Source organism: Ureaplasma parvum serovar 3 str. ATCC 27815, from assembly GCF_000019345.1.
Taxonomy (GTDB): domain Bacteria; phylum Bacillota_I; class Bacilli_A; order Mycoplasmatales; family Mycoplasmoidaceae; genus Ureaplasma; species Ureaplasma parvum.
Genome location: NC_010503.1, coordinates 276,887 through 294,580, shown reverse-complemented (window position 1 = coordinate 294,580; position 17,694 = coordinate 276,887). Strand labels below are relative to the sequence as shown.

Here is a 17,694-nt window from a genome sequence, read left to right as displayed (position 1 = left end):
AAATAACACTTCTAATTCATATTAATTAGGATCAATATCAACAAATGAAAAACGAATTGCTTTTCCGCCAAATTGATCTTCATAAACTTTAATTTCAAGAGGTGAATGAAAATTAACAGCATTGTAATCGTATGAATTTTCAGTATAATTAGCTAAATTAAATTCTTGTTTTATTACATGATCATTAAACATTAATCTTGGTAAAGTTTTAATTCATGGCAACAAACTAACTTTACGCGAAATTAGTTTTTTGGTTTTATCATAATTTTCTTCAATGGAGATTGTAAAAACAAAACCTTCATTATTCAACAGAGTAAATTTAGCTGTTTTACTAAAATCAGTATATTCATCTAATTCTTCTGGTTTTTTATTTAAATTAGAACTTTCTACAACATATAACCCATCAATAAATTCATTCGATTGAGCACGATAAAAAGAACTACGATTATTGATTTTTGAATCTTTTAATCCTTCTGCTGTTTCCTCGCTCGATTCTTGAAATAAATTATCATCAGGATATAACATGAAAATTTGTCTTTTTAAATTAAATAAAAATCACAATCAATTTTTATTAAATAATGTATTGTGAAACTTACGTGCTTGTTCATAAGCAAATGGATTGCTTAATGATACATTATTAAAAAGATTGTTATTAAGTTTACTTCTAGCTGTATTTTCATTAAATACTGCTGCTTTATTAGCATCATTTTGCACTGTGTTATAATAATTTAATCAATTCGCTATTTCATGAGCATATTCTATTTTAATTTCTTGTTGTGATTTAATATATTCATCACGGTCTTTTTTATTAGGAAAAATAGTTATTAAAAGATTATTAATCACTTTGTTATTTAAAAAAGCTATTCAAGAATCTTGTGTTTGATTATTTGTTCTGATTATATTCAAATCAATTAAATTATCAATATTAATTATTTTTCTAATAGGTATGAATGAAGCATTATTGCTTGTAATAATTAAATGATCATTAAGTTTTATTAAACGCGGTAATCTAATTAAAATTTTGTTATCTTTAATTTGATAATCTTTAACTAATAAATTTAACTTCGTATTTTTTTCATCAATTAAACTAACGTTAAAAATAGTTTTTTTATCATTTTTTAATGTCTGATCAACAATTAAACCAACATAACAATTTTGGGATTTATCCATAAAAAAACTAATTTCATTATTTGTTAATATCTGTTGTTTTTTTAAATTTGATGTGCTACATGAGGTGATAAGGATTGAAATTAATGTTAGAGGAATAAAAAATAAACTTAATTTTAGTAGATGATTTTTTTTAAAAAAAATAAACATTAATTACTATTCCCTTCATAAAAGTAACATTTGGGCTGGGATACCATATTCATATTTATCAATCATATCAGTTTCAAACAATTGATAGTATTCTTTATTTTGGTGAAATATAGCTTGATGAAAAATTGATGTGATTAAATCAACTGATAATTTATTTTTAGTTTTAGGAAAAAAATAAATCAAAGGATTTAAACTTAATCTGTTTTCACTACTTGAAAAATCGATCTTAATATTAAAAATAGATTGATTTTTTGTAATATATAAATCCTTAAATGAACCAATCAACATTGAAGTATCTCCTTCTTGTTTTTTTTCTAAATAATTATTAATGAAATAATAATCCTCATATGGTTTAAGTTTTTTTAACCTTTTTAAATATTTTTCACTTGGTCCTAACATCTCTTTAGTAATAGGATTTATTTGTTTTGGTAAAGTAAATCAATTATTAAAACTTAATTCAAAGTGCTTTAAATTCATTAAAATAAAATACCAATTTTGTGAAAATATTTTTTCATAATCATTTAATTTTTGCTTATATTCATTAGAATCTCTTGGTGTTTTTTGGTTTTTAAAATAATTACTAAATTCTATTAATTGTTTAATTAATTTATTTTGGTATTCCTTATCATTTTGTTGAATTAGATATTTTGTAATTTGAACATCATTATTATTGAAAGCATCTAATAAAAGATTTTTAATTATTTTTTGTGTAATATATGCTTCCTTTGAAATTTTATTAATATTAATATCTAAATTATGATCAATATATTTTTGAAAATAATTCAATTCTTTATCAAAAGATCTAAAATAATTCTTATTTTGTTGTTTTTTTTCATTGTCATTAAAATGATCACGTGCTCTAACTTCTTTTTGATCAATATTTCTTAAAACATAACGTTTAAAACCCAACTTATCTTTTAATTCTAAAAACATTTGATAACTAAATTTTTGAAAAAGTGGTTTTTTAGTATTAAAAAAATTAAAATTATTGACTTCATAATATTCTTTATTTATTTTATCTAATCCCTGTTGATAAATACTTGAGTTAAGCTTTTCATCATAATATAAATAATCTTCATAATTTTTTTTATAATCTAAAATATCTTTTTTAAAATTATCTTCTCGATGATAATCAATACTTGTTTGCATTTCTTTTGCTATTAATTCCAAATTTATAATTGGTTTATTGAATTGAAAAAGATCTGTATCAAATCGAACATCAAAATGATTTTTTTTATTAAATTTTAATAAACGTAAGATTAAGTGATCACCAAATTGCAAATAATAAACATCAACACTACGATAATTTTCTTTATCGAATAATTTTTGCTTAATTTTTATGTAATTTGTTAAGGGTTTATTAATATTAATAACTTTGTCAAAAATTGATGATTTAGTAAAATCTTGTTTTTCATTTATATAGGGGGCATAAAAATTAGGTTTATAAGGAGTGTAAGAAAATTCTAAACTCTTTAAATTGGTAAATAATCAGTATCAATTATTAGATAAACTTTGAAAAATAATTTTTTTAGCATTATTTTTCATAATGGCAATTGTATCGTCATCATTAATATCTAATCTGTTAGGATTTAATAATGTTAAAGCAAATTTTAAATCTAATAATTGTTGATCTGATACATTATTTTGATCATACATATAAGCATTTAATTCTAATTTATCTTGATTAAAAACATCTAAAAACAATTGTTTTGATAAATCATTAATAAAAAAATTGCTACTTTTTTGAACTTTAGAAGTGATGGAATTTTCATTATTTTTTATTAATCCCAAACCTAACCCAATACTTAAACTAATAATTAAAAATAATGATATTGAAGTTAATACTGAGATTTTTCTTTTTTGTTTATTCATTAGTCTATAAAACCTAACTTTTGTATATCTTAATAATAAAATATATTAAAAATATATGACCAAAATTACAAAATTACTTGTAAATATTATTGTTTATCATTTTTTTAAAAAAAGGTGGAACAAATCAATTAACATATAATAAAAAATAATTAAAATTTTATTTCGTTTTTTGTTTGTAAATAAATTAATTTATATTTTATATAGTAAAAAACCAGTTAAACGAAATGTAAAACTGGTTTTTATTGATCTATTTTATTAAATATTTACTAAACTAATTGTAAAACAGCTTCTTCTGTATTATCTCCTGGACGATTACCAAGTTTAATAACACGAGTGTATCCACCAGCACGATTAGCATACTTAGGACCTAATTCGTTAAATAATTTACGTAATAAATCATCCGCTGAGTGTTGATTTGTTCCTAATAAAATCGCAGCTGCTGCACGACGTGAAGCAAGTGTGTTTTTCTTAGCAAGAGTGATTAAATGATCAACATGACGTTGTGATTCTTTTGCTTTTGTTTTTGTTGTCACAATTGAACCATGACTTATAACATCAGATACTTGTTGACGACTCACCATTTTTCTTCATGCGCGTGTTTTACCTGGTTTGTTAATGTAACTCATATCAAATTATTCCTTTCTTTTAAAGTTTTAATCTTTTTTTAACTCAAGTGAACGTTCAGTTAATTTTTGAATAATTTCAGTAACTGATTTACGTCCTAAATTCTTAATTTTTTCAAGTTGTGATTTTGTTAATTCAATTAATTCAGCAGTGGTATTAATACCTGATTGTTTTAAAGCATTATATGCACGCACCGTTAAATCTAAATCATCAATTGAAATTGAAGCGTTTTGACGTTTTTCTTCTTCCTCACGCTCACGCATAATAATCATTTCATTAATTGTTTTATCAATGTTCACGATTGGTTCTAAATGCGCTTGCATAATCTTAGCAGCAATCGCAATTGCTTCGCTTCCTGATATCGTACCATTTGTTGCAATGTCAATTGTTAAAATCTCAGACATTGATGATTTTGAATCTTTAATCATTTCTACATTATAAGCGTAATGTAGAACTGGTGAATAATTTGAATCGGTTGCGATAATATGTAGTGTTGAAACAAAATCCTTATTTGTATTAAAATCGACACGACCACGTCCTGTTTTTGCAAAAATTTCAATTTCTACATCAATTGGTTTTGTTACTTCTGCAATATATAAGTCTTGGTTAACAATTTCAAAACCTACTGGACATACAATATCTTTAGCTGTAATCACACCAGGTCCTTTGAAATTAATTTTCATTTTTGGTCATTTATCAATTAATAAATTGTTGAAATAGTCTTCACTATAAATTAATTCATCAATTTTAATTGCTAAATTTTTTAAGTTTAAAATGATGTGAGTAATGTCTTCTTTAACACCTTCGTATGGTTGAAATTCATGCGAATATCCCCCAAATTTAACAGCGAACATTGAGGCACCAGGAATTGATGATAAACAAATTCGACGTAAGGCATTTCCTAATGTGTCACCAAAACCAATTTCAAGTGGGGCAATTTTAACAACTGTACGATTTTTGTCTTCGCTATTAATTGATGGCACATCAAGTTGGTATTTTAAAAATTTACGCATGTTATTTCTCCTTTTGCAATAATCAAAACCAAATTACTATCTTGGTTTTTTAGGTGGACGACACCCATTATGTGGAATTGGAGTAACATCTTTAATTTTTGTTACTTCTAAACCTGCTGCTTGTAGGCTACGAATTGCTGTATCACGACTTGCACCTGTTCCATTAACATGAACTTCAACAGATTTTAATCCCATATCAATCACAGCTTTTGCTGCAGCTTCAGCAGCAATACCTGCTGAATATGGAGTTTTTTTCTTTGTTCCTTTATAACCGATTGAACCAGATGATGCTCAAGATAAAACGCTTCCTTGTTCATCAGCCAAAGTAATAATCGTATTATTTTTAGTTGCATGAATATATGCAATTCCATTAGTAAAACTAAGTTTTTTCTTCTTTGCCATAGTTTGATTATTCCTTTCTTATTATCTAGTTTCAATCTTTTTATTAGCAACTGTTTTACGTGGTCCTTTACGTGTACGAGCGTTTGTTTTTGTTCTTTGTCCACGCACTGGTAAACCACGACGGTGACGGATTCCACGATATGAACCGATTTCCATTAAACGCTTAATATCCATGGCTACAGTTCTTCGTAAATCACCTTCTAATTGTAATTTTTCGCCATTTGCTTTAACAAAATTTAAAGCAACTCGACGAATTTCAGCAATTTGTTCATCAGCTAAATCCTTTACACGAATATTTTCATCTATATTAGCTAATTTTAAAATTTGTTGAGATGTAGATTTTCCAATACCAAAAATGTATGTTAATGAAATTACAACTCTTTTATCATTAGGAATATCTACCCCTAAAATACGTGCCATATTATTTATCTTCCTTTCTTTTTATTAACCTTGACGTTGTTTGTGTTTTGAATTAGCACAAATAACACGCACAACACCTGATCGCTTTACGATTTTGCAATCTTTACAAATTGCTTTAACTGAAGCTCTAACTTTCATTATAGTTTTCCTTTCGTTTAATTTTAGTTATCACGATGACGATATGTAATTCTTCCACGTGTTAGGTCGTATGGACTTAACTCAACATCAACAGTATCACCTGGTAAAATGTTAATTTTATTAACACGCATTTTACCTGATACGTGGCTCATAATCGTGATGCCATTTTCTAATTGAACTCTAAAATTTCCGCCTTGTAAAACTTCAACAATTTTACCAAGCATTTTTAATTTTTCTGTATCTGCCATTTTTATTCCTTGTTTAAAATATATCCCTTAATCTGTTAAAACTTCACAACCATCTTTTGTAATTAGAATCATATGTTCTCAATGACAAGTCATTTGATGATTTTTAGATTTTACAGATCATTGATCGTTTGGATCAATATAATAAGCATTTGATCCACTTAGAATCATTGGTTCAATACAAATTACCATATTCTCTTCTAATGTAACATTACGATACAATAAAGATCGATAATTAGGAATCAATGGATCTTCATGAATTTCATTACCACAACCGTGGCCGGCAAAATCACGAAGAACAAAATAACCGTTTTTTTCAATAAACTTTTGAATTGCATTCGAAATTGCATGTGTTGTTACTTTTGGTTTAATAATTGCAACGGCTTCGTCAATTGATTTTTTACAAATCTCTGATATTTTTAGTGCTTCAACATTTGAGTTGTTAATAATAATGGTAAACGCCGCATCACAATAATGATTATCGTATTTAACACCAACATCAAATGTTACCTTATCACCATCTTTTAAGACGTAATCGGTTGGGACTCCATGAATAACGCACTCATTCACTGAAATACAAATATGACCTTTAAAACCTAAATAGTTGTGAAAAGCAGCAATTCCACCATTTGCTTCAATAACTTCTTTAGCTAATAAGTCTAATTCTTTTAATGAAACGCCTGCTTTAGCTTGTTTATAAATTGCTTCACGAGCAATTTTTCAAATTCGCACAGCTTCTTTAATAGCAGCAATATCTTTTTCTGTTTTAACAATAACCATGGTTTTAACTTCATCTACTTTTTTTTACTTATTTTGTTTTAAATAATTGTTAATGTTTTTATAAACATCTTCAATAGGTTGATTAGCATTGATTTTAATAAAACGTGGATTAGTTTCATAATGCTTAATCAAAGGTAGGGTTAATTTATCATATTCATCTAATCGAATACTTACAGCATCTGCATGATCATCAGCTCGTTGATAAAGAGTAGCTTGATCATTGTCACATAAACCATGAACTTGTGGTTTTTTAAAATGAATATTATAAATTCCTGCACATTTTGGGCACATTCAACGCCCAGTTAAACGTTTCATTAATTCTTGATGATCAATATCTAGATAAAAAATATAATCTAAATTACAATATTGTTCTAATGCTAAGGCTTGATTAATTGTGCGTGGATAACCATCTAAAATAAATGATTGTTCATTTTTAATTAATTCATCAATTGCTGATTTAGCAACTTGATTAGTAATTTCATCTGGTACTAATTTACCACCAGAAACATTAATCTCTTTAATTTTACGTGCTAATTCGCTATCCTCTTTTAGAATTGCACGAAATAAATTACCTGTGGAAACATGTTTTAATGTATTATTTTTAGTTAATAATTCACTAACACTTCCCTTACCACTCCCTGGGGGGCCAATTAAAAGGATTTTCATAAATACCTCTATCAAATTTGTGACTTACTACTCTTGTCACTTTCAGCGCTTACTGTAATGGATGTTTCTAATTCTTTTCTTTGGTAAGCGTATGATGTTGAAGTTGATGTTGATTTAATTGCATTTCATAATTCAAGCGTTGCTGTAACCATAATAATAATTGAAGTTCCTCCAAAAATTGTTGATGGTTGAATTACAGGAATTCCATGATTGATTGTTTTAGCTACTAAAGCAACCAAATGAGGCAAGCATGCTAGAAAAGCAAGAATTGGTGCACCAATTCAATTCACGCGATAAATTACTTTTGTAATATGTTTTTCAGTATCCATTCCAACTTGAACACCTGGAATAAAACGACCGGCTTTTTTAATATCTTCAGCCATTTTTGGTGGATTAAGTTGTACATATGAAAAGAAGAATGTAAATAATAAAATTAAAACAACATAAATTGCTAGACCCGTTCAAGAATCAACAATGAAGTAATTATGAATCACATAATAACCCATGCTTTGTTTATCTAAAAATTCAGCAACTTGTGCAGGAATGGCTAAAACAGATGATGCAAAGATCACTGGCATTACTCCTGCTGTCATAATTTTAATAGGAAGAAATGGTAGTTTCTCATGATCTAAAATTAGAGCTTGACCGGTTTGTTGAACTGGAATTTTTCTTGTTGAATTATTAACAAAAACAACACCAATTAAGATCATAATATAGAATAAAATGTATAAAATGAAACCGATAATTTGTGAAACTTTACTGCTTGTTAAACTACCTAAATTTGAAAAAATTGCAATAAAGTGATTAAATAATGAAGCAACAATTCCTGTAAGAATTAATAATGTAATTCCATTACCAACACCTTTTTTCGAAATTAGATCAGCTAAAAATAACGAAATATAAGTGCCACCAACCATTAAAAAAATGTATGTTACATAAAATAATGGTGAACCAATAGCAAATGGTGCATTTGAAACAATTGAAATAAATCCATTTGCTCTTGTCATTAAATTAATAATAATGACAGCTTGCATCACTGCAAGAGGCAAGGTAATGATTCTTGTAATCACTTCAATTTTTTTACGACCACGCTCACCTGATTTGGATAATTTGGCGAGTGGTGGCACAAGCTCACTTGATAAAAGTTGCATAATAATTTGAGCGGTAATATAAGGTCCTATCCCAATTGCGAAGAGTGAAAATTGTGATAGCCCTCCCCCGCCTAATAAGTTAATAATTGAAAAGAATGAACCTTGATTGCCAAAATTACCATTTAACTTAATGTATGGCATTGGGATAACAGATCCAATTCTAAACAAGATTAATATACTTAAAGTTACAATTAATGCAACTAAAACTTTTTTATTTTTAAAGATCATTAACAACTGTCTAAAAGCATTTTTTTTCTTCTGTTTGTTAGTCATTGTTAATCCCCTTATTTTGGTTTAGTAATAAATTATATATTATAAACTTTTATTACTCTAAAATTTGTGCTTTTGCTTTTGAATTACTAATTGATTCCAATGCGCCTTTACTAAATTTGTGAGCACTTACTACTGTGCCACTTGGTAAAACTGCATTACCTATAACCTTAATTGGTAAATCTTCATTTTTAGCAATTTTATTTGCATACATAAATTCAACTGTTAATTCTTTTGTTTCATATTTTACTAATGAAATTAAAGTTACAACGTTATATTTATTTGCAAAACGATCGTTGTTAAAACCAACTTTTGGCACACGACGATAAAGTGGTGTTTGTCCTCCTTCAAAAGCTAAACGTACCATTCCTGATTTACGTGCTTTTTGTCCATCTTGTCCACGCCCAGAAGTTTTTCCTAAACCAGAACCATGACCACGACCAACACGTTTTTCTTTGTGGTTTCTTGAACCTTTTTTATATTCTAAATTATGTAATTGCATGACAAACTCCTAATCACTATATTTCTCTTAAACTTTTGTCACGTAAACGTGCAATTTCTTTTGGTGTTAATTGTTGTAATAACCCATTGATTGTGGCACGAATAACATTCATTGGCGCATTAGCACCACGTGATTTTGTATAAATATCAGTAAATCCAGCTAATTCAACCACAGCACGTACAGGTCCACCAGCAATAATTCCAGTACCTTCAGGAGCAGGTAGTAACATTACTTTAGCAGCTCCATGACGACCATTTACATCATGGTAAATTGAACCTTTTTTTGTTTGCTTAACTTTAATTAAATTATTGTTTGCGTTTTTAATCGCTTTTTTGATTGCATCTGGAACTTCAATTGATTTACCCATACCAAAACCAACAGTTCCATTTTTATCACCAATAACAACTAAAGCACTAAAACGCATCATACGTCCACCTTTTGTTGTTTTTGAAATTCGTTTAATTTTCACTACACGTTCTTCAAAATTTGATGTTGTTGTTTCACGTTTAAATGTTTTTGCTTTTGGTTCTGTATTTTCTTTTTTATTAACTACTGGTGCAGTTACTAGTTGTTGCTTTTCAACTTTTTCACTATCTACAATAGTTTCTTTTTTAACATTGTTTTCCATATTATAACTGCTCCTTTTTAAAATTCTAATCCAGCTTCACGCGCTGCATCTGCTAATGCTTTAATACGCCCATGGTATTTAGCACCATTTTTGTTAAAAATAACTTGTTTAAAGCCTTGTGCTAAAGCTTTTTTAGCAATATCAACACCTACTAAACGTGCATTATCTTTATTACCATTTTGTAAATCTAATTGTACAGATGATGATGAAGCTAAAGTAATATTTTTGTTATAGCAAATTAATTGTGCTCAAATGTGTGCATTTGTTTTTGTAATAACTAAAACAGGTTTGTTTGCAGCTAATTGAAGGTTACGAATTTTAACATGAAGACGTTTAGCACGAAGTGCACGTTGTTTAGCACGACTAAAATTAATTCTTTTCATACTTTATGAATGACCTTTCTATTTTTTCTTATCTGCAGTTTTACCTGCTTTACGCACAATTCTTTCGCCCTTATACATCACACCTTTACCTTTGTAAGGTTCTGGTTTACGATAAGCACGTACTACTGCTGCAAAAGCACCAACAGCAGCTTTATCTGCTCCATTAATACTAATTTCAGTAGCTGATGGTGTTTCAACTTTTAAACCTGTTGGAATTTGAATTAATAAAGGGTGAGAAAAACCTAATCCTAAATTAAGTTTTGAACCTTCAACTTTTGCTCTAAAACCTACCCCTTTAACTTCTAATTCTTTCTTTCAACCAGTAGTTACACCAACTAAAGCATTAGCAATATTTGCATTTACTGTTCCATGAAACATTTTTGTTTGTTTTTCATCGTTTGCACGACTAACTTTAACAGTATTATCAACAACATCTACACTAATTAGATTTACTGGAAAATCAACACTTAATTTTGCAGTTTGACTAACAATATGTACTTTACCAGATTCAACACTAACATTTACATTAGCTGGAATAGTTAATTTACGATTTCCAATTCTTGACATAAATATTCTTATCAAACGTAAGCGATTACTTCCCCGCCTACATTTTCCTTTCTTGCTTGTTTATCTGACATAACACCTTTTGAAGTTGTGATGATAGCAATTCCTAAACCATTTAATACTTTTGGTAAATTTAAGTGTGTTGAATAAATTCTTAATCCTGGTTTTGAAATTTGTTTAAAACCATTGATAGAAGATGTTGTTTGGTTTTTGTATTTTAGTTTAACAACTGTTTCAGATTTATTGTTTTCAGTTGGACGAATATCATAAGATTTGATATATCCTTCTTTAACCAATAATTCTAAAATCGCTGTTTTAAGCTTTGAAGTTGCAAAACTAACTTCAGCTTTATGGGCCTTACGACCATTATTAATTTTTGTAATTAATTCAGCAATTGGATCTAAATACATATCTATCCTCCTATCAAGATGCTTTCTTAATTCCTGGAATTGCACCAGCGTAAGCTAAATCTCTAAAGCAAAGACGACATACACCAAATTTACGATTAACAGCATGTGGACGACCACATCTTACGCAACGAGTGTATTCACGAACTGCAAATTTTTGATGTTTTTTTTGCTTAGCAATTAATGATTTTTTCGCCATAAATTATTTGTCTCCTCTTACTTTTTGAAATGGAGCACCTAGTCCCACTAGTAATGCTTTAGCTTCTTGGGCTGTTTTTGCAGTTGTAACAAATGTTACATCAAAACCACGCACTGATTTAACATCATCATAAACAACTTGAGGGAAAATAATTTGTTCTTTAATACCTAAAGTGTAGTTACCTTGGTTATCAAACGAATTATTTGAAATTCCTTTAAAATCACGTACACGAGGTAAAGCAATATTAAATAAAGTTTCAATAAATGCTCACATACGATCGCCACGTAATGTAACTTTAGCACCAATACTTTGACCAGCACGTAATTTAAATGTTGCAATTGATTTTTTAGCTTTTGTTTCAACAGGTCTTTGTCCTGTAATCAAAGTTAATTCTGAAATAGCTGCTTCTAAATGTTTTTTATCAGCAACAGCATTTCCAATTCCTGCGTTAATAACTACTTTTTCAATTTTAGGAATTTGCATTACAGAAGAATAAGCAAATTCTTTTTGCAAATCTTTAGCAACTTTATTTTTATATAAATCTTTTAAGAATGCCATAACTTATCCTTCCTTTTTATTTTTTATTTACATCAAGTTCTGAACCACTTTTACGTGCTACACGAACTTTTTTGTTATCTTTAAGTAAATATTTAACTTTAGTTGCTTTACCTTTATCTTTTCCTTTAGGATCAACTAATGCTAATTTACATAAACGAATTGGAGCTTCTTTTTCAATAATTCCAGATTGTTCATGCGTTTGATCTTTCTTTTGATGACGTTTAATTTTATTAACGCCTTCAACAAGTGCTGTTTGTTCTTTAGGGTTAACTTGAATAACTACGCCAGATTTATTTTTGTTTTTACCTGAAATAACAACAACTGTATCGCCTTTTTTAATTCTGTTCATTATCTGCTAACCTCCTATAATACTTCAGGAGCAAGAGAAGCAATTTTTGTGTATCCACGATCACGAATTTCTCTTGCTACAGGACCAAAAATACGTGATCCTCTTGGTGTCTTATCCTCTTTAATAAGTACACATGCGTTTTCGTCAAATCTAATTAATAAACCAGACTCACGACGAATTGATTTTTTTGTTCTAACAATTACAGCTTTGGCCATTTGTCCTTTAGCAATTAAACCAGCAGGTGTTGCTTTTTTAACTGAGACAACTACAATATCGCCCACTGATGCATAACGTTTTTTAGAGCCACCAAGCACTTTGATTACTCCAACTTCTTTAGCACCTGTGTTATCTGCAACTTTTAGTCTTGTCATATGTTGAATCATAATCTTCTCCTTAGTTGCACTAACGTGCTCTTTCTAAAATTTTGCTAACTCTTCAATTTTTTGTTGCACTTAATGGACGAGTTTCAGTGATTTCAACAAGGTCACCAACTTTGGCATCATCATTATCATTGTGTGCGTGGTATTTTTTATGACTAATTACAAGTTTTCTATATATTGGGTGTTTGCTTTTAGTTTCAACACTAACAACAACAGTTTTTTGCATTTTATCTGAAACTACTAACCCTTCTAAAACTTTACGACGGCTTCTTTCCATTATTTATTAGCCTCCTTGTTGTTTAATTTTTCTGCTAATTCACGTTCATTTAAAATTGTTAATGCACGTGCAATTGTTTTACGAATTTCTTTGGCTGTATGAAGTTTTTCTGCTTCCCCATTCGCAGCTGCAAAACGAAGTTCTAATAATTTGGCTTTAAGCTCAATAACAATTTTTTCAAGTTCTAAGCTATCTTTTTTACGAAGATCTTGTGCAATACTACTCATTAGTTAGCTTCTCCCTTCTTAACAATTTTTACTTTAATTGGTAACTTATTTCCAGCAGCACGTAAAGCTTCACACATTAATTCTTCTGAAACATTAGCAATTTCAAACATTACTGTTCCAGCCTTTACAACTGCTACTCATTTTTCTGGACTACCTTTACCAGAACCCATACGTACTTCTAATGGTTTTTTAGTTAATGACATATGTGGGAAAATACGAATTCACATTTTACCAGTTTTTAATAAACGTTTTGAAATTGCAATCCGTGCTGATTCAATTTGACGCGCATCAATTCATGCACCTTCTAGTGCCATTAATCCAAATTCACCAAAATCAACTTGTTTATTTCCTTTAGCTTTACCTTCGTAGCTTACTTTATGAGGCTTACGAAATTTTGTTCTTTTTGGTTGTAACATAATTTTATAATCTCCTATTCGCTAACTGCTTGTTTTGGAGCAGGTTTAGTATTTTTTGATCTTGATGAACGATTAAATGATCCTTTTTTTGGTTTTGAACTACGACTAAATTCCTTATTTGCAGCATGCGCAACACTGTTTACTAATTTGTTACCAAATAATTCGCCACGATTAATTCAAACTTTAACACCAATAATTCCATAAGTTGTATGTGCTTCTTGCATTGAATAATCAATATCTGCACGTAATGTATGTAAGGTCATTACACCTTGTGTATATCCTTCTTCACGTGCCATTTCCACGCCACCTAAACGACCTGAAACATGTGTTTTAATACCTCTAGCACCAGCTTTTAGAACTTTTTTAATTACCATTTTTTGAGCAATTCTAAATGAAACTCTATTTTCAATTGCGTCGGCAATTTCACGTGCCATTAATGAAGCTTGTAATTCTGGAATTTGAACTTCAACTACTTTTAAAGATACTAATTGTTTACGACCAACGATTTTGTTAATTGCTAATTCAATTAATTTCTTTTCTGATGCTTCTGTTCCAATTAATAAACCACTTTGTACAGCATATACATAAACATTTACCCGTTGTTGGTCACGTTCAATTTCTACATGATCAATACCAGCATTTTTATATTTTGTTGATAAATATTTTCTAATCTTATCATCTTCAACTAATCATTTAGCCATTTGTAATTGATCAGTTGGCACTCAACGAGATAGTCATTGTTTGTTGATCCCAAATCTTAGTCCATTTGGATTTACTTTTTGACCCATTTGTAAAATCTCCCTTACCCTATTTTAAATATTGGAATCCACTTGGACCTTTAGTCATGTTATATTCGCTAAGATCTTTTGGATTACGGTATTTATATGCTTTTTTGCTTACAAGTGCATGTGCTTTATCTTTTCCTTCATAGTAAGCATCATATTCTTTTTTAGAAATTACAGATTGTTTGCTGTATTTTCTTCAAATTGATGAAATTGCACCAATTTCAACTGATTCTAAATCAAATTCACCAACAACTTTTTTAGTTGGGCTAGTTACATAAACTAGTACACGTAAAACTTTATTAATAGGTGTTGTTTTATAAAAGATTACATTTTTTTCTAAATCATCAAATAAAACTTGTGCATTCTTAGGTGATGTTGAAATCATAATTGTTTCAGTAGTTTCTTCTTCTTTTTGTGAAGCAGTTTTTTCAACAACTTTTAAAACTTGTTGTTCACGTTTTAAAAGTTCTGGATCAACGTTTTCGTCTTTTTCAACTGGTTTTATTTCTACTTTGCTTGGTTTAGCAACTTTTTTAGTTTCAACTTTAGCAATCGGTTCAACTGCTAATGGTTTTTTTGATTTTTTAGCTTTAATAGCTGCTAATTCTTTTTCACGTTCATTAACATCATCAGATAAAACAATTTCTAAATGTGTTGTACGTTTAAATAATTGATCAGCAGAACCCTTAGCACGTGGTAGTGTTCTTTTCATTGTTGGACCTTGATTAGCTACAATTTTGTAAATATATAGTTTACTTGGATCCATATCTTTAGAGTTATGTTGAACGTTTGAAATTGCTGAGTTAAGTAATTTCAAAACGATTGGAGCAAACTTCTTTGGTGTATTACTTAAAATTCGAATTGCTTCATGTACTGGCTTGTTTCGAACTAAATCAATTACAAGAGAAGCTTTACGGTGCGAAATATGAATATTTCTTTGAATAACTTTATTTGTCATATCTATAAATTACCTTTCTTTCTAACGTTTAGCTTCTGTATGGTTTTTGAAATTACGTGTTGGTGCAAATTCACCTAATTTGTGACCAATCATATCTTCTGTTACGTAAACTTTTAAGAAAGTTTTACCATTATGAACTTCAAATGTTAATCCAACAAAGTTTGGAAAAATTTGACTTCTTCTAGATCATGTTTTGATTGGTTTTTTAGAAACTGATGCATTAGCTGCTTCAACTTTTTTTAATAAACTAGGATCAGCGTAAGCACCTTTTTTTAAACTTCTAGACATCGCGATTAATCCTTTCTATATTATTTACGACGACGAACAATCATGCTCGTTGATGATTTCTTATTGTTGCGAGTTTTAACACCCATGTGACGTTTACCTCAAGGTGTACGAGGTGCATCCATACCAACTGGTGAACGACCTTCACCACCCCCATGTGGGTGATCATTAGGGTTCATTGCAGAACCACGAACTGTTGGACGAACCCCTAAATGACGTGATTTACCAGCTTTACCTAAATTTTCAAGAATGTGTTCATCATTTGAAACAGTTCCAATTGTAGCACGACATTCTTTTCTAAATTTACGAACTTCGCCTGAGTTTAATTTAACTAAAATATATTTTTTAGTTTCATCAAAACCAAGAATTTGTGCACTAGCACCAGCACTTCTTGTAATTTGACCACCAGCATTTGGTGATAGTTCAATATTGTGAACTAATGTACCTTCTGGAATAAATTCAAGTGGTAATGAATTACCTAATAAAATATCAATGTTTTCATTTCCTGAAATAATTTTATCGCCCACTTTAATTCCTTTAGGAGCAATAATATAACGTTTTTCTCCATCAGCGTAAACAACTAATGAAATAAATGATGTTCTGTTTGGATCGTATTCAATTGATTTAATAGTTCCATAAATATTATCTTTATTTCTTTTAAAGTCAATAATACGATATTTACGTTTATGACCACCACCATGGTGTCTAATTGTAATTTTCCCTTGATTGTTTCTACCTGCTTTTTTAGGTAAAGTAACAAGCAATGATTTTTCTGGTTTACTTGTTGTTAAAATCGATTTGTAATCAACAACAACAGTTTGTCTTTTACCACTACTATGGTTTTTAATACGTTTAACTGCCATAATTGCCTCTTTCTAATTTGCTTTTCGACTGTTATTTTTAATTTTGTTTTAAACTACTTTGCGTTTGCTGCTTCAACTTCTTCTTTACTTACAGCTACTTTAACACCTACTGGCATTACTACATAAGCAATTTTTTTTGCTTTTGTATATCCTGGTCTAGCTGTTGAAGTACGAATTTTTGCAGGACGACGATTTGTAGTACGAATTTTAAGTGGTTTTAAACCAAAAATCGCAATAAATGCTTCACGAATTTGGTATTTATTAGCATTTTTATCAACAATAAAAGTTAATGTTTCATGCTCGCTTTTATTACGAATAGAATAAGTTTTTTCTGTCGTATATGGATGTAAAATAACTCTTGTTAATTCCATGATTATTTACTTACCTTTCTTGCGTAATTTGTAAATGCTTCTTCAGCCACAACAACAACATTTGCATGCATTAAATCACGAACTGAAACTTGGTATCATAATTTTGTTGTAACTTTTTGTAAATTGTTTGTTGATTTTTTAATATTACTAAAATTGTCGACTATTACTAATAAAACTTTTTGATTTTCTAAGTTAGCATTATTAATGAAATTTACCATTTTTTTAGTTGAAGGTGTTTCTAAATCGCTATTTGCTACTAAACCTAGCATTTTTCCTTCATTCAATTTAATAGTTAATGCTGATTTGAAAGCTAATAGTCTTACTTTTGCATTAACTTTTAAATTGTAGTTACGATTTGGTTTTGGACCAAATACCACACCCCCACCTGTTCAATGTGGGTTACGTGTTGAACCTGTACGTGCTTTACCTGTGTGTTTTTGTCTTCATGGTTTTTTACCACCACCACGAACTTCACCCTTTGTTAGGGTTGAATGTGTACCTTGACGTTCAGCTGCATTTTCAGCAAGCACTGAGTCAAACATTGCTTGTTTGTGAGGTACTTCAACAAAAAGATCAGAGGTTACTTCAAGTTCTTTTGCGAAGTTACCATCAATAGATAATAATTTAATTTTTGCCATGACTAA

Annotated in this window: 29 protein-coding genes; all 29 read right to left on the bottom strand. The window is 29.3% G+C overall.

The features are described from left to right. Window positions 1-21: 21 nt before the first annotated feature. The 29 genes from UPA3_RS01350 to rplD all read right to left on the bottom strand — a co-directional run bounded on the left by UPA3_RS01350 (window position 22) and on the right by rplD (window position 17,688). Window positions 22-1,317, bottom strand: coding sequence for an aromatic motif membrane protein (locus UPA3_RS01350; protein WP_006689323.1), 1,296 nt, complete (start codon window positions 1,315-1,317; stop codon window positions 22-24). A 6-nt stretch (window positions 1,318-1,323) separates the two neighbouring features. Continuing rightward, window positions 1,324-3,189, bottom strand: coding sequence for an aromatic motif membrane protein (locus UPA3_RS01345; protein WP_006689167.1), 1,866 nt, complete (start codon window positions 3,187-3,189; stop codon window positions 1,324-1,326). A 266-nt stretch (window positions 3,190-3,455) separates the two neighbouring features. Continuing rightward, window positions 3,456-3,815, bottom strand: a complete 360-nt coding sequence (gene rplQ, locus UPA3_RS01340) for a 50S ribosomal protein L17 (protein ID WP_004026179.1) — start codon at window positions 3,813-3,815, stop codon at window positions 3,456-3,458. A 27-nt stretch (window positions 3,816-3,842) separates the two neighbouring features. Continuing rightward, window positions 3,843-4,826 carry a DNA-directed RNA polymerase subunit alpha gene (rpoA, locus tag UPA3_RS01335; RefSeq protein WP_004027516.1) on the bottom strand — a complete coding sequence of 328 codons (984 nt, stop codon included), beginning with the start codon at window positions 4,824-4,826 and terminating at the stop codon, window positions 3,843-3,845. Window positions 4,827-4,862: 36 nt separating this feature from the next. Next, window positions 4,863-5,228: a 30S ribosomal protein S11 gene (gene rpsK / locus UPA3_RS01330; RefSeq protein ID WP_004026006.1), complete on the bottom strand. Its 366-nt coding sequence runs from the start codon at window positions 5,226-5,228 to the stop codon at window positions 4,863-4,865. 21 nt (window positions 5,229-5,249) lie between these two features. Further along, complete coding sequence (rpsM, locus tag UPA3_RS01325) at window positions 5,250-5,648, bottom strand: 30S ribosomal protein S13 (protein WP_006688863.1); 399 nt, start codon at window positions 5,646-5,648, stop codon at window positions 5,250-5,252. A gap of 24 nt (window positions 5,649-5,672) precedes the next feature. After that, window positions 5,673-5,786, bottom strand: coding sequence for a 50S ribosomal protein L36 (gene rpmJ, locus UPA3_RS01320; protein WP_006688931.1), 114 nt, complete (start codon window positions 5,784-5,786; stop codon window positions 5,673-5,675). A gap of 23 nt (window positions 5,787-5,809) precedes the next feature. Beyond that, window positions 5,810-6,010, bottom strand: coding sequence for a translation initiation factor IF-1 (infA, locus tag UPA3_RS01315; RefSeq protein ID WP_443080773.1), 201 nt, complete (start codon window positions 6,008-6,010; stop codon window positions 5,810-5,812). 51 nt (window positions 6,011-6,061) lie between these two features. After that, on the bottom strand, window positions 6,062-6,811 hold the full coding sequence (gene map, locus UPA3_RS01310; protein WP_006688884.1) for a type I methionyl aminopeptidase: 750 nt from the start codon (window positions 6,809-6,811) through the stop codon (window positions 6,062-6,064). Window positions 6,812-6,835: 24 nt separating this feature from the next. Continuing rightward, window positions 6,836-7,477 carry a nucleoside monophosphate kinase gene (locus UPA3_RS01305; protein ID WP_006688832.1) on the bottom strand — a complete coding sequence of 214 codons (642 nt, stop codon included), beginning with the start codon at window positions 7,475-7,477 and terminating at the stop codon, window positions 6,836-6,838. Window positions 7,478-7,485: 8 nt separating this feature from the next. Then, the gene (gene secY, locus UPA3_RS01300) at window positions 7,486-8,901 is read right to left on the bottom strand and encodes a preprotein translocase subunit SecY (protein ID WP_006689109.1); all 1,416 of its coding nucleotides are present in this window, start codon (window positions 8,899-8,901) and stop codon (window positions 7,486-7,488) included. A gap of 52 nt (window positions 8,902-8,953) precedes the next feature. After that, a complete protein-coding gene (gene rplO / locus UPA3_RS01295) occupies window positions 8,954-9,400 on the bottom strand; it encodes a 50S ribosomal protein L15 (RefSeq protein WP_006688932.1) in 447 nt (148 codons plus the stop codon). Window positions 9,401-9,416: 16 nt separating this feature from the next. Further along, window positions 9,417-10,028 carry a 30S ribosomal protein S5 gene (rpsE, locus tag UPA3_RS01290; protein WP_006688963.1) on the bottom strand — a complete coding sequence of 204 codons (612 nt, stop codon included), beginning with the start codon at window positions 10,026-10,028 and terminating at the stop codon, window positions 9,417-9,419. A gap of 17 nt (window positions 10,029-10,045) precedes the next feature. Further along, complete coding sequence (rplR, locus tag UPA3_RS01285; RefSeq protein ID WP_006688827.1) at window positions 10,046-10,411, bottom strand: 50S ribosomal protein L18; 366 nt, start codon at window positions 10,409-10,411, stop codon at window positions 10,046-10,048. Between the two features lie 18 nt (window positions 10,412-10,429). Continuing rightward, on the bottom strand, window positions 10,430-10,978 hold the full coding sequence (gene rplF, locus UPA3_RS01280) for a 50S ribosomal protein L6 (protein ID WP_006688947.1): 549 nt from the start codon (window positions 10,976-10,978) through the stop codon (window positions 10,430-10,432). Between the two features lie 8 nt (window positions 10,979-10,986). Further along, the gene (gene rpsH, locus UPA3_RS01275; protein ID WP_004025683.1) at window positions 10,987-11,385 is read right to left on the bottom strand and encodes a 30S ribosomal protein S8; all 399 of its coding nucleotides are present in this window, start codon (window positions 11,383-11,385) and stop codon (window positions 10,987-10,989) included. Between the two features lie 10 nt (window positions 11,386-11,395). Further along, complete coding sequence (locus UPA3_RS01270) at window positions 11,396-11,581, bottom strand: type Z 30S ribosomal protein S14 (RefSeq protein WP_004026507.1); 186 nt, start codon at window positions 11,579-11,581, stop codon at window positions 11,396-11,398. Window positions 11,582-11,584: 3 nt separating this feature from the next. Next, window positions 11,585-12,139 (bottom strand): 50S ribosomal protein L5, encoded by a 555-nt coding sequence (rplE, locus tag UPA3_RS01265; RefSeq protein WP_006688965.1) that lies wholly within the window; start codon window positions 12,137-12,139, stop codon window positions 11,585-11,587. 16 nt (window positions 12,140-12,155) lie between these two features. Then, on the bottom strand, window positions 12,156-12,488 hold the full coding sequence (rplX, locus tag UPA3_RS01260; RefSeq protein ID WP_006688875.1) for a 50S ribosomal protein L24: 333 nt from the start codon (window positions 12,486-12,488) through the stop codon (window positions 12,156-12,158). Window positions 12,489-12,502: 14 nt separating this feature from the next. Beyond that, a complete protein-coding gene (gene rplN / locus UPA3_RS01255; protein WP_004026223.1) occupies window positions 12,503-12,871 on the bottom strand; it encodes a 50S ribosomal protein L14 in 369 nt (122 codons plus the stop codon). 19 nt (window positions 12,872-12,890) lie between these two features. Then, entirely contained in the window at window positions 12,891-13,145 is a 255-nt protein-coding gene (gene rpsQ / locus UPA3_RS01250) for a 30S ribosomal protein S17 (protein WP_004025503.1), read from the bottom strand. Next, window positions 13,145-13,372, bottom strand: coding sequence for a 50S ribosomal protein L29 (gene rpmC / locus UPA3_RS01245; protein ID WP_004026203.1), 228 nt, complete (start codon window positions 13,370-13,372; stop codon window positions 13,145-13,147). Before rpmC ends, rpsQ begins: the two co-directional genes overlap by 1 nt. After that, window positions 13,372-13,788, bottom strand: coding sequence for a 50S ribosomal protein L16 (rplP, locus tag UPA3_RS01240; protein ID WP_006688879.1), 417 nt, complete (start codon window positions 13,786-13,788; stop codon window positions 13,372-13,374). The genes rpmC and rplP overlap by 1 nt, the downstream gene beginning before the upstream one ends. 14 nt (window positions 13,789-13,802) lie before the next feature. Continuing rightward, window positions 13,803-14,576 carry a 30S ribosomal protein S3 gene (gene rpsC / locus UPA3_RS01235; protein ID WP_004026040.1) on the bottom strand — a complete coding sequence of 258 codons (774 nt, stop codon included), beginning with the start codon at window positions 14,574-14,576 and terminating at the stop codon, window positions 13,803-13,805. 19 nt (window positions 14,577-14,595) lie between these two features. Further along, on the bottom strand, window positions 14,596-15,531 hold the full coding sequence (gene rplV, locus UPA3_RS01230; protein ID WP_006688968.1) for a 50S ribosomal protein L22: 936 nt from the start codon (window positions 15,529-15,531) through the stop codon (window positions 14,596-14,598). A 21-nt stretch (window positions 15,532-15,552) separates the two neighbouring features. Continuing rightward, the gene (rpsS, locus tag UPA3_RS01225) at window positions 15,553-15,819 is read right to left on the bottom strand and encodes a 30S ribosomal protein S19 (protein WP_004025915.1); all 267 of its coding nucleotides are present in this window, start codon (window positions 15,817-15,819) and stop codon (window positions 15,553-15,555) included. A 20-nt stretch (window positions 15,820-15,839) separates the two neighbouring features. Beyond that, window positions 15,840-16,679 carry a 50S ribosomal protein L2 gene (gene rplB, locus UPA3_RS01220; protein ID WP_004025838.1) on the bottom strand — a complete coding sequence of 280 codons (840 nt, stop codon included), beginning with the start codon at window positions 16,677-16,679 and terminating at the stop codon, window positions 15,840-15,842. 53 nt (window positions 16,680-16,732) lie between these two features. After that, a complete protein-coding gene (locus UPA3_RS01215; protein ID WP_006689129.1) occupies window positions 16,733-17,050 on the bottom strand; it encodes a 50S ribosomal protein L23 in 318 nt (105 codons plus the stop codon). A 2-nt stretch (window positions 17,051-17,052) separates the two neighbouring features. Next, on the bottom strand, window positions 17,053-17,688 hold the full coding sequence (gene rplD, locus UPA3_RS01210) for a 50S ribosomal protein L4 (protein WP_006688823.1): 636 nt from the start codon (window positions 17,686-17,688) through the stop codon (window positions 17,053-17,055). Window positions 17,689-17,694: the final 6 nt, after the last annotated feature.